The following is an 11627-nucleotide window of genomic DNA, read 5'->3' on the forward strand; positions in this document are numbered from 1 at the left end:
TGTCGCGGCCTTGAGGTGGGGATCTGCACACCTGTAATCGTTCATGCAGACTAAGAAAGGTCTGCCGAAGGAGACCTCCGTGACTTCGCTGTCAGCCACGATCCAGGACGTCTTCAACGCGACGGGTTGCGCTAGGAACGCCAACAAGTCGGAGGCCGAACGAAAGAAAGGCTGCACCAAGCAGCCGCAGCCGGGCGGGGCCGCCGGAGGGTGCTCCTTTGATGGCGCCAAGATTGCCCTGCAGCCATTTACAGATGTCGCTCATCTCGTTCATGGCCCGATCGCGTGCGAAGGCAACTCCTGGGACAATCGCGGCTCGGCCTCCTCAGGATCTGATCTGTGGCGCACAAGCTTCACGACCGACATGAATGAGATTGATGTCGTATTCGGCGGCGAGAAGCGGCTGTACAAGGCCATCAAGGAAATCATCGGAAAGTATGATCCTCCAGCGATCTTCGTGTATCAGACCTGCGTTCCGGCCATGATCGGTGACGATATCAATGCGGTCTGCAAGATCGCAGCAGCAAAATTCGGCAAGCCCGTCATTCCCGTCAATTCGCCGGGATTTGTTGGTTCGAAAAACCTTGGCAATAAGCTCGCCGGTGAAGCGCTGCTGGAGTACGTGATTGGCACGCAGGAGCCCGATTACACAACACCTTACGATATCAATCTCATAGGTGAGTACAATTTGTCCGGCGAGCTCTGGCAGATCAAGCCGCTGCTGGACGAAATCGGCATCCGCGTTCTGTCCTGCATCTCCGGCGATGGCAAATTTGGCGAGGTCGCCTGCTCGCATCGGGCACGCGCCGCCATGATGGTGTGCTCCAAGGCCATGATCAACGTCGCGAGCAGGATGGAAGAACGCTACGGCATTCCATTTTTTGAAGGATCTTTCTACGGCATCCAAGACACCAGCGAGGCTCTGCGAAACATCGCGCACATGCTGATCGAGCGCGGCGCGCCGCGCCACTTAATGGAGTGCACTGAGGCAGCAATCGCACGCGAGGAAGCAAAGGCTTGGGCCGCGATCGAGCGGTTCAAGCCGCGGTTTGCCGGCAAGAAGGTGCTGCTCGTCACTGGCGGCGTGAAGTCATGGTCCGTGGTTGCTGCTCTGCAGGAAGCAGGGCTCGAGATTGTCGGCACTTCAGTCAAGAAATCAACCAGCGAGGACAAAGAGCGCATCCAGAAATTGATGGGACATGATGCCCATATGATCGAGGATCTTTCGCCGCGTGAAATGTACAAGATGCTGAGAGAGGCTAAAGCAGACATCATGCTATCGGGCGGCAAGTCGCAGTTTGTCGCTCTGAAAGCGGCCGTGCCATGGCTCGACATTAATCAAGAACGCTGCCACGCCTACATGGGCTATGTGGGCATCGTGAAGCTCATGGAAGAGATCGATAAGGCGCTTTACAATCCGATGTGGGATCAGCTCCGTATGCCCGCGCCGTGGGAAGTCGCGGAGATGAACTGGCAAGCTGAGGCGCCTGGCCAAATGGATGTGCCCGTCGCCGGAGGCCGGCCGAATTCGGCTGTTGCCGAGAAAGCCGTGCGCGCCAAGAGAACTCAGTCGTGTAAAACAGTCGATTTCAGCATCATCAACGATCGCATTCCCACTCACGGCTCGACCGCTACCGATGCCATGGCCCATGACACCGAGGCTTCCGCGGCCTGTATGCGGGCGACCGAGGAGAATATGCCGGCCCAGCCGACGTCCGCGCTGCAGGCGGCGGAGTAGGGCGTCAAGCAGGGTGCAAGCCATGGCTATCGTTACCTGTTCCGACAAGGCCTGCACGATCAACCCGCTGAAGATGAGCCAGCCGATCGGCGGCTCCTTCGCCTTCTTGGGACTTCGGGGGGCGATGCCACTCTTACACGGCCCTCAGGGCTGCACGTCTTTCGGATTGACCCTGTTTGTTCGCCATTTCAAGGAAGCGGTGCCCCTGCAGACCACCGCGATGAGCGAGGTGTCCACAGTGCTCGGTGGTTACGAGAATGTCGAGCAGGCAATTCTCAATATCTACAAACGCGTCAAGCCGGAGATTATCGGCATCAATTCGACCGGCGTCACCGAGACCAAGGGCGACGACGTGGAGGCGTTCATTCGCCTTATTCGGCAGAATCATCCGCATCTCAAAGGTGTGCCGCTCGTCTACGTTTCGACGCCCGATTTCAAGGATGCCTTTCAGGACGGTTGGGAAAGGACCGTGACGCGAATGGTTGAAGTACTCGTTGATCCCGTTGCTGCGGCCACCCCGCGTGACTCCTTGCGGGTTAATGTCCTACCTGGCTGCCACCTCACCCCTGGCGACCTTGACGAGCTACGGACGATCTTTGAGGACTTTGGGATCAGGTCGTCCTTCCTGCCGGATATCTCAGGTTCGCTCGACGGTCACATCCCCGACGAATTCACGCAGACTACGATCGGTGGGATTGGGGTCGACGAGATCGCGACTATGGGGAAGGCGGTTTGGACGATCGCTATCGGAGCTCAGATGAGGCGTGCGGCTGAGGCGATGCAGGCCAAGACTGGCGTGCCGTTCCGGCTATTCGAACGGCTCTGTGGTCTTCTCCCTAACGATGAATTCATTACTTTCTTGAGCGAGCTCAGCGGTAAGGCGGTGCCGAAGAAATATCGCCGGCAGCGTGGCCAGCTCGCGGACGCCATGCTGGATGCGCATTTCCATATCGGAGGTCGAAAGCTAGCGATTGGGGCCGAGCCGGACCTCTTGTTCGACATCTCGAGCATGCTGTACGAGATGGGTGCGCAGGTGACCGCGGCGGTGACGACAACGGCATCTCCGGTGCTCGAACGCGTTAAGGCCAAGGAGGTCGTCATCGGCGATCTCGGAGATCTGGAGGATCTAGCAAAGGTGCGGCAGTGTGATCTGCTGATCTCTCATTCGCACGGCCGGCAGGCGGCCGCTCGGCTCGACATTCCGTTCTACCGTGCCGGCTTTCCGACGTTCGATCGCCTGGGCGCAGGTCACCGGATGAGCGTGGGCTATCGCGGTACGCGCGAGCTTATCTTCGACCTCGCAAACCTCATCATTGCTGATCGCGAGGACAACCGCCAGCCCACGCCGGCAACCTGGCGGATCGTAGACGCCGGTCTGCATGTCGTTCCGCCGCAACCAAACTAGCGCGAAATAGGAATCACAGCCGATGAAGGTCGCATTCGCCACCCAGGATTTAAAGCGTGTCGACGCACATTTTGGCTGGGCCAAAAACATCGCCATCTACGACGTTAGCCCGGAAGGGCACCACTTGATCGAGTCCATTCAGTTCGACGGCGATCTTAGGGAGGACGGCAATGAGGATAAGCTCGCGCCGAAGATCGAGGCCATCAAAGACTGCGCGATCCTCTACGTCGCTGCGATCGGCGGCTCCGGCGCAGCGCGTGTCGTGGCAAATAATATCCATCCTATGAAAGTGAGCAAACCTGAAGCGATCGACGATCTCTGTAACAAGCTCGAAGGAGTATTGAAGGGCTCCCCGCCACCCTGGTTGCGCAAGGTGCTGGCCAAGGGCCAGGAGCGCTCGCTTGATCTCGATGACTGAGGGAAAACGATTATGAACGAGGCGGGTGAATTGATCCAAACCGGCCCGGCGGAGGAGGCACCCTTTGTGAAGGAGCTCGTCAAGATCTGGCGCGCCGAGGATGGCCACGGCGTTTGGGAGAGCAAGAGCGATCTCGAGCTGCTCGAGCCCTATATTCTCAACAGGGAGAAGCGCCGGGCCTTGCCGATTGTGGGCGATCCCGACCCGGACACGATCGGGCGATTGGAATTGTTCTTCAACGCTGTTGCCTTATCCATCGAGAAGGCCACCGGCGTGATGGTTTCGCCGATGCTGAAAATGCACCACGAAGGCTTTGGCCGCATAGTGCTGATAGGCGGTCGGCTCATTGTCGTAAATAAGCAACTGCGCGACGTGCATCGTTTCGGTTTTGACAATCTCTCAAAGCTCGCTTTGGAAGGTGACAAACATGTCGACAGCGGGATCGAGATGATCCGAAAGTTCCCGGAAGTTGCGAACTACTGAGGTGATGGATGAGCGAGCTAGAAGCACTGAAAGCCGAGATCAAGAAGCTCTCGGCCAAGGCCACTCAGGCAAAGATGGATCTCCACGACCTGGCTGAGGAACTGCCCGCCAACTGGACGCAGATCCTTAGCGTTGCCCAACAGGTTCACGACGCCTTCGACGAACTCGAGCGCAAGCGCGAGGATCTCAAGGCGCAGGAACAAGCATACGGATCGTGACATGTCATTTGCAACGCGGGACGGTCGCGATTGGAAACCCGAGTACCTGATTTCCATTGATCCCAAGAAGTGCATCGGCTGCGGCCGTTGCTACAAAGTGTGCGGGCGCGAGGTTATGATGCTGAAGGGCATCAACGAGGCCGGCGAGATCGTCGATCTAGAAGACGATGATGACGAGATCGAAAAGAAGGTCATGGTGCTGAAGGATGATGGAGCGTGCATCGGCTGTGGCGCCTGTGCACGGGTGTGCCCGGCTAGCTGCCAGACCCACGCTCCAGCCCCTTGAATGTAGCCCTCGCAACAGGCGAAGTGATGATAGCTTGGGCTTTCCGAAGTGGGTCAAGCGCTGTTAGGGCGGAAGGCTATTAGCGGCAGTACGAGTGACATTCTCTCCCGCCGCCAGAGCGGCTTGGATCAATCTAACGAAGGGCGGGGATCGGCGCCGTTGTCCGCGGCGATTCGGTGGAGGAAACTCGGCGCTTGGGTAGTTGATGCCAAGCTTCGAGGCATTTCAACTCCAGCTACTCGATTCCCTGTTCACGGGCCTTCGTCATCGCAGCAATGCGAAACCGCTCGTGGATAGCGACGGGATTGCCGAGCACATCGGCCTCCGCCTTGTTGAAAGCGGCGAGAACGATCTCCGCTTCCGCGCGTGTCAGCGGGACGCGGCCAGCCATGTGGGTGGCCTCCGGTACCGTGGCCAAAATCGTTCGGCGATATGGGTGATGCTTGACTTCGATGAGTTCGCTAGCTTCGAGCCTGCCTCCAAGGATAATTGCGAGCCCCACAACTTCGAGCTTGCGGCCGTCCTGAGTGGTCTTAATCAGTGTTGCCATTTTTATTCGGTCTCCTGCGCGGCAAACTAGATATAGCCACTCGATTCCAGAGGTCGCCTCAAGCACGCTCAGAGTTGAAAGCGCCGTGAGACGACTGGGTTGGAAGCGTGAGGTGTCTCGGGGCAGATCCCCAATGTGAAGTTCCCTTGAGCCGCAGCAAAATCGGGTAGCTTTGATGAGGAGCACCAACGCGAATCCCGTCTCATCAAACCGACCCCGTTTTGGCGCCGTGCCCCATCTTCGGACTCACTCCTCCGACGCGGCAGGAACACCGGCGTGGCGAAGCCTGGACGTTGACGGGCATTGTCGTTGTCGGGCCACTCCAGCCGTCCTCAGTGATGATTGAAAGACCCTATTCCGCACCAGGGCCTCTTGCATACAAGAAGACATCGCAATTTCCGTCTCGCACTTGGCTGGCACAGCGTAAAATGCCATCGTCGCGCGAACGAGCTTGGCCGCACGAGAGCAGCGAAGAAATGTCACGCGAAACGCTAGACAGGACGGTTCTCGTTGCGATTCTTCACGGGCTTCATCTTCGCGAGACCTTCCTCGTATGAGATCTCGGCATAACCGGCGTCGATATTTTTGGCGGCATCGAGCAGATAATCGAGCTTGCCTCCAGTATCCAGCTTCTTAATGTCGTTCTTGTCGACACTGGCGAGATCCATCATCTCCTTCCAGACCGTCGATTCGTCACATGGCAGCACGCGGAATGCGATATCGTCGATTTTGGTGCGATATTTCGCCAATAAGTCGATGTTGTTGCAGAAAATGAAATAGCTACCCGTTTGGCTCAATGCGCCATCCAGCACTTTTGCCACATCGGCAAGATAAGCAAAAGAATGCAGGTAGCCGGCCAAGACCGGGATCGTTGTCTCTCCGTTGTTTGCGATAGTCAATACTTGCTCGAGCGAATAGTCGGGCGGACGCTTCTCGTCGGCAAGCTGAGCTTGGAATTTTAGGGCGATATCGCCGCGGAAGCCGAAGCGGCCGGGCTTTGTGGTTTCCCCTTTAAACACCGCGTTTAGTAGACGGCCTTCCTTGTCGAGCCGACCGAAAGCGGTGTTGTCAATGGACGTCATGAACCCTCCTATCGTTTGATGTGGCCGGTGCAGATGCCGCGCCGCGTGAAATCGCCTTGCCGTGCATGCAAATTGTTTGCCGGCTCCCCACGTGTGCAGCGAGCACGAAAAACGCAGCCTTTCATCTGTGGTTAGGCGTGTTTGCCGGGTCGCGGCAGAGCTGTCCCAGTCTGCAAAGTCTCGTGTCGGAAGCCCTACACACCTTGAGCCGCGATCAGCCGGCAAAAGACGAGCGCAGTCAGGAGTACGTTTCTTGGCATGGGACTTGCCAATAATTTCGCTAAATCAGCGCAGAGGGAAAGCGATGATCGATCTGACAGAGACCGCGCAAAATGCGGTGAAGAGCGCGATCTGCACGGCAGCTCAGCCGGTGACCGGCTTGCGGATAATGGTCGAAGGGGGCGGCTGCGCCGGGTTCAAATACACGATGGGGCTTGCCGAGGCACCGAAGCCCGACGACACTGTGATCGAGCGGGGCGGCATCAAGCTGTTTATCGCTAAGGACAGTTGCGCGCAGCTTGCCGGAACCACGATCGATTTCGTGGTGTCGCTCAAGAGCTCCGGTTTCACCTTTGACAATCCAAACGCAAAATCGAACTGCTCATGTGGAAGGTCATTTAGCTAGGGCCGATTTGCGAGGAAGACTGCGCAGGGAGCCGACAAATGCGCATGGAAACTGAACAATCCAAACAACTGAGAGCTGACGAGCCTTGCGGGCGTGAGCGGATCGTCCGTGCCGTGCTCGACGAAATCCGGCCTAACCTGAAGCGTGACGGCGGAGATTGCGAGCTTATCGGGATCGAGGGCAATAAGATCATGGTCAAGCTCACAGGTGCTTGCGTGTTCTGCAAGCTCGCAAATGTGACCCTGGAAGGCATTCGGGCGCGATTGATCGAACGGCTAGGCGAGTTCGTTCGTCTGGTCCCTGTCGCGGGATCTGCCAGAAATCAAAACTAAGGAAGACGAAGCGTGCGACCGATCTATCTCGACAACAATGCAACGACACGCACGGATCCCTCTGTCGTCGCGGCGATGCTCCCGTTTTTTTCTGAGCAGTTCGGCAATGCCTCCTCAGCGCATGCGGTGGGCAGGAAAGTCACGGAAAGCATGAGGTCGGCTCGCCGGAGCGTGCAGACGCTGATCGGTGCCGCCTTTGATCACGAGATCGTCTTTACTTCAGGCGGTACCGAATCGGACAATACCGCGATCCTCTCGGCGCTTGCTGTGCAGGAGGAACGCGACGAGATCGTCACCACGGCTGTGGAACATCCAGCGGTCCTCTCGCTTGCAGATGAGCTCGGCCGTCGCGGCAACAAGTGTCATCTAATTCCTGTCGATCGCACCGGCCGACTGGACATTGATGCTTATCGCCGTGCGTTGTCTCCGCGTACCGCGGTTGCTTCGGTTATGTGGGCCAATAATGAGACCGGCACGATCTTTCCGATTGAGGTCCTCGCCAAGATGGCGCGCTCTATCGGCGCGCTCTTCCACACTGATGCGGTGCAGGCTGTGGGTCGAATTCCAATCGACGTGACATCGACCGAGGTGGACATGCTGTCGCTTTCTGGTCACAAGCTGCACGGTCCTAAGGGGATTGGCGCGCTCTATGTGCGCAAAGATACAAAATTTAGGCGGCTGATCTTTGGCGGACCTCAGGAGCGTCGCCGACGTTCTGGCACCGAGAATGTGCCCGGCATCGTTGGGCTGGGTAAGGCTGCGGAACTCGTCGCGGTGGAGCTCGGACGGGAGCGGATCGAAATTGCCGCGCTGCGCGATCGATTGGAGCGGGGAGTCCTTGCTCTCGGCAACTGCGTGGTGCTTGGCGACCAAGAGAACCGCTTGCCAAACACATCAAGCATTGCCTTTGAACATATGGACGCTGAAGCAATCACTCATCATTTGAATCGCGCTGGCGTTGCCGTGTCACTGGGATCAGCCTGCAGATCCGGTTCTATGGCGCCATCGCATGTGCTGCGCGCGATGAACGTACCACCGAGCCGGTTGCGCGGCGCGATCCGCTTCTCACTGTCTCGCGAGACCACCAGAGAGGAGGTCGATCATGCCGTTGTCGCGCTCCGAAAGATTATTACGAAACTGAGAGAGGCATCTCCTGGGTGGTTGGAACGTGCAAGAGGCAACTCTCAATGCAATGAGTCTATTGGATGAAAGTAATTATTCGTCGTTCCCCCGAAATTGGTCTTTCGATTTACGTCCCCAAGAAGGATCTTGAAGAGGCGATTGTTGAATCCGAGTACGAGACGCTGTGGGGCGGCTGGATCAGAATTGCCAATGGCTGGGTGCTCGATCTGCCGCAGATGAAGAGCGATACAACGTTGCCGATTACGGTCAACGCAAAGAAGCGTGGCGAGGACCGAGAGGAAGCATGAACGTTCCCGATTCATGCGTCGAGTTCGTTCATCTCCCGGCTGCCAAAGCCACGCTCCGCGAGGTCAGCAAGGGGCTCCGTAGCGGCAATGTTGTTCCCTATCTCGGGGCCGGCTTAGCGGAGTTGTCGAACCCGATCGTGCCGATGAATCCGGAGGACCTAGCGGCATTCTTCGCTGCCAAGGTGGCGTTGCCAAGGCGCGCGCGAGGGAACGCCTGGGCATCCGCGCAGTACATCGAAAGCACAAGGCACCGTACGACGCTGACAGCGATGATGGCGGCCGCCTTTAGCAGTTCGGTCGAACCAACGCAGCTGCACCAATATATTGCAATGCTTCGGCTGCCGCTTATCGTCGACAGCTGGTACGATGACGCGATGAGAAATGCCCTGGCTGGGCATAGCAATTGGGGCGAGATTCAAGGAATCAGCCGCGCCGGTCTCAATGAGTATCGCTGGTATCGCTTCTATGATGCTGCAGGTGCCGCAGTCGATTGCTCTTCGGCAAGAAACTGGCAAACCATCCTCTACAAGCCGCACGGCAGCGTCGCCCCGGCCAAGAATTTTCTCGTCTCAGATGCCGATTATGTTGAGGTGCTAACCGAAATCGACATACAGACGCCGATTCCGGACGAGGTGATGGTCCGCCGGACCGGCCGCAGTTTCCTATTTCTTGGCTGCCGCTTCAATGACCAGCTTCTGCGGACCTATGCGCGACAGGTGTCAAAGCGTTCATCCGATGTACACTATGCGGTCGTCGAGCCTGGCACGCTCTCCAAGAACGAATGCCGTTTCCTGCTCGAGCAGGGCGTGACGCCAATCGCAATTCCGCTCGTTCAGGCGGTGGAGATCCTCTCGGCCAGTTAGTGGACGCATCGCCGCTATTATTGTTTCAAAAGTTCGCAACGAAGCGCCGCGCATCGCGGCCACGTGGTGAGGCATCCTTTCAGCAAAAATAGAGGCGAATGAGAGCATGGCTCGTCGCATCTCTGCTCGTGCCCGCCGCAAGTTGTGTTCGCCACAAAGCATGTCGGCTTTCCAACATGCCTCGGCAACACTCTATCCATTCTTCGTATAACTCATTGAACACGGCCACAAAAATCGCCTGCCGTGCCATGGCACACCGGTTGCTAAGACTTGGAAAGGTCAAGCTTTTCAAGCCGGAAGGGAGAACTGGGCATATGGATGCTCCAAGGCAACCGGAAGCATCGAGCAGCGCTAACGAGATCGGCGAGATCACGCAACCGATTGCCGAGCAAAAGGGCTGCGGCACGAGTAGCCGCAGCGGCACCGCTGGTTGCAGTTCGCGAGCGGACCGTGGCGATATGCTAGCCGAGACATGGGAGAAAGTAAAAAAGCACCCATGCTACAGTGAGCAAGCGCATCATCACTACGCCCGCATGCATGTTGGCGTCGCACCGGCCTGTAATATCCAGTGCAATTATTGCAACCGCAAATATGATTGTGCCAATGAATCGCGCCCCGGTGTAATCAGCGAGAGGCTGACGCCCGAGCAGGCCGCTAGGAAGGTAGTGGCGGTTGCTTCTACCATTCCGCAGATGACCGTGGTCGGAATCGCCGGTCCTGGCGACCCGCTCGCCAACCCCGAAAGGACCTTCAAGACGTTCGAGCTTGTACATGAGGTAGCACCCGACCTCAAGCTGTGTCTGTCAACGAACGGTCTGGCGTTACCCGATCACATCGACATCATCGAAAAACGAAACGTCGATCACGTCACAATTACGATCAATATGGTCGACCCCAAAATCGGCGCAGAGATCTATCCCTGGATCTTCTACAAGCACAAACGCTACACCGGCATCCAAGCTGCAAAAATCCTCAGCGATCGCCAGCTCGAGGGACTGGCCATGCTCGCTGAGCGCGGCATCCTCTGCAAAATCAACTCGGTCATGATCCCCGGGATAAATGATCAGCACCTCATCGAGGTCAACAAAGCGGTGAAACGGCGCGGTGCTTTCCTGCACAACATCGTGCCGTTGATTTCCTCGCCCGAACACGGAACCGTTTTCGGGCTGAATGGCCAGCGTGGCCCAACCCCGCGGGAGCTGAAGGCGCTGCAGGATAGCTGCGAGGGTGAGATGCACATGATGCGCCATTGCCGTCAATGCCGAGCCGACGCGGTCGGCCTTCTGGGGGAAGACCGCAGGGCGGAGTTCACCACGGAGAAAATTATGCAGATGGATGTCAAATACGATGTCGAGAGCCGCCAGGGTTATCAGGCCAAGATCGAGGAGGAGCGCTCCGCAACGACCATTGTCGAGCACGCAGACCTTGCGAAACGCGCAGATAACGGTAGCGATATTAAAGTGCTGGTGGCAGTCGCGACCAAGGGCTCAGGTCTGATCAACGAGCACTTTGGTCATGCCAAGGAATTCCAAGTCTATGAGGTCTCCACGGGCGGCGCGAAATTCGTCGGCTATCGCCCCGTCGATCTGTACTGCCAAGGCGGCTACGCAGAGGAAAGAAGCCTCGAAACGATCATCCGCAGCATCAACGATTGCCGAGCGGTATTCATCGCCAAGATCGGCGGCTGCCCCAGGGCCGAATTGACCAGGGCCGGCGTCGAGCCGGTCGATCTATACGCTTATGAGCCAATCGATAAGTCGACGAGCGATTGGTTTGTAGCCTATCTCGATCGCCTCAACAGCGGCGCGATCAAACATGAAGAGCACGGCGATCCAGCGATCTGCCGAAGCACGCTGATCTCCGCGGCGTGAGATCGGAGAAATAATGCCATTCAAGATCATTGCATCTCAGTGCACGGGCTGCTCGGCATGCGAACCAGAATGTCCGAACGTCGCAATCGCAGAGAAGGGCGGGACGTTTGTGATTGATCCCCAAAAATGTACCGAATGCATCGGCCATTTCGATGAGCCGCAATGCTTGGCGGTCTGTCCAGTCGACAACACTTGTGTCATCGACACCGCGTTTGCGCGCTACCAGGTGCCCGCATGAGCAGGAGACAGGATATGAAGCGCAGGATTGTTAAAGCTATAGTACGGGCTGTCCGCATAATTCTCCAGTCCGACGGCCTCGCCGGCTG

General features: G+C 57.4%; 15 protein-coding genes. 13 read left to right on the plus strand and 2 right to left on the minus strand.

Annotated elements, in window-relative coordinates:
- Positions 1–79 precede the first annotated feature (79 nt).
- Genes nifE through fdxB form a run of 6 tightly spaced genes read left to right on the plus strand, consistent with a single transcriptional unit; the run spans position 80 to position 4548 of the window.
- Positions 80–1738, plus strand: a complete 1659-nt coding sequence (gene nifE, locus ACNJYB_RS07440; protein ID WP_439373355.1) for a nitrogenase iron-molybdenum cofactor biosynthesis protein NifE — start codon at positions 80–82, stop codon at positions 1736–1738.
- 22 nt (positions 1739–1760) lie between these two features.
- Complete coding sequence (gene nifN, locus ACNJYB_RS07445) at positions 1761–3143, plus strand: nitrogenase iron-molybdenum cofactor biosynthesis protein NifN (RefSeq protein ID WP_439373356.1); 1383 nt, start codon at positions 1761–1763, stop codon at positions 3141–3143.
- A 22-nt stretch (positions 3144–3165) separates the two neighbouring features.
- Positions 3166–3561, plus strand: a complete 396-nt coding sequence (gene nifX, locus ACNJYB_RS07450; protein WP_439373357.1) for a nitrogen fixation protein NifX — start codon at positions 3166–3168, stop codon at positions 3559–3561.
- A 12-nt stretch (positions 3562–3573) separates the two neighbouring features.
- Positions 3574–4044 (plus strand): NifX-associated nitrogen fixation protein, encoded by a 471-nt coding sequence (locus ACNJYB_RS07455; protein ID WP_439373358.1) that lies wholly within the window; start codon positions 3574–3576, stop codon positions 4042–4044.
- 8 nt (positions 4045–4052) lie between these two features.
- Complete coding sequence (locus tag ACNJYB_RS07460) at positions 4053–4262, plus strand: CCE_0567 family metalloprotein (protein ID WP_439373359.1); 210 nt, start codon at positions 4053–4055, stop codon at positions 4260–4262.
- Between the two features lies 1 nt (position 4263).
- Entirely contained in the window at positions 4264–4548 is a 285-nt protein-coding gene (gene fdxB, locus ACNJYB_RS07465; RefSeq protein ID WP_439373360.1) for a ferredoxin III, nif-specific, read from the plus strand.
- A gap of 235 nt (positions 4549–4783) precedes the next feature.
- Here the strand turns inward: fdxB and ACNJYB_RS07470 are convergent, their stop codons facing one another.
- Together ACNJYB_RS07470 and ACNJYB_RS07475 are read right to left on the minus strand one after the other, a co-directional pair.
- A complete protein-coding gene (locus tag ACNJYB_RS07470; protein ID WP_439373361.1) occupies positions 4784–5098 on the minus strand; it encodes a hypothetical protein in 315 nt (104 codons plus the stop codon).
- A 491-nt stretch (positions 5099–5589) separates the two neighbouring features.
- The gene (locus ACNJYB_RS07475; RefSeq protein ID WP_439373362.1) at positions 5590–6180 is read right to left on the minus strand and encodes a hypothetical protein; all 591 of its coding nucleotides are present in this window, start codon (positions 6178–6180) and stop codon (positions 5590–5592) included.
- Between the two features lie 304 nt (positions 6181–6484).
- Between ACNJYB_RS07475 and ACNJYB_RS07480 the strand changes: the two genes are divergently transcribed.
- The 7 genes from ACNJYB_RS07480 to ACNJYB_RS07510 all read left to right on the plus strand — a co-directional run bounded on the left by ACNJYB_RS07480 (position 6485) and on the right by ACNJYB_RS07510 (position 11539).
- Complete coding sequence (locus ACNJYB_RS07480) at positions 6485–6805, plus strand: HesB/IscA family protein (RefSeq protein WP_439373363.1); 321 nt, start codon at positions 6485–6487, stop codon at positions 6803–6805.
- A gap of 38 nt (positions 6806–6843) precedes the next feature.
- The gene (locus ACNJYB_RS07485) at positions 6844–7137 is read left to right on the plus strand and encodes a NifU family protein (RefSeq protein WP_439373364.1); all 294 of its coding nucleotides are present in this window, start codon (positions 6844–6846) and stop codon (positions 7135–7137) included.
- 12 nt (positions 7138–7149) lie between these two features.
- On the plus strand, positions 7150–8346 hold the full coding sequence (gene nifS / locus ACNJYB_RS07490) for a cysteine desulfurase NifS (RefSeq protein WP_439373365.1): 1197 nt from the start codon (positions 7150–7152) through the stop codon (positions 8344–8346).
- Positions 8343–8567 (plus strand): putative nitrogen fixation protein NifT, encoded by a 225-nt coding sequence (gene nifT, locus ACNJYB_RS07495; protein WP_439373366.1) that lies wholly within the window; start codon positions 8343–8345, stop codon positions 8565–8567. The genes nifS and nifT overlap by 4 nt, the downstream gene beginning before the upstream one ends.
- Positions 8564–9430, plus strand: coding sequence for an SIR2 family NAD-dependent protein deacylase (locus tag ACNJYB_RS07500; RefSeq protein ID WP_439373367.1), 867 nt, complete (start codon positions 8564–8566; stop codon positions 9428–9430). Before nifT ends, ACNJYB_RS07500 begins: the two co-directional genes overlap by 4 nt.
- Before the next feature lie 314 nt (positions 9431–9744).
- Positions 9745–11301, plus strand: a complete 1557-nt coding sequence (gene nifB / locus ACNJYB_RS07505) for a nitrogenase cofactor biosynthesis protein NifB (RefSeq protein WP_439375494.1) — start codon at positions 9745–9747, stop codon at positions 11299–11301.
- Positions 11302–11314: 13 nt separating this feature from the next.
- Positions 11315–11539 (plus strand): 4Fe-4S binding protein, encoded by a 225-nt coding sequence (locus ACNJYB_RS07510; RefSeq protein WP_439373368.1) that lies wholly within the window; start codon positions 11315–11317, stop codon positions 11537–11539.
- Positions 11540–11627 lie beyond the last annotated feature (88 nt).

The organism is Bradyrhizobium sp. SMVTL-02, from assembly GCF_051853005.1.
Lineage (GTDB): Bacteria > Pseudomonadota > Alphaproteobacteria > Rhizobiales > Xanthobacteraceae > Bradyrhizobium.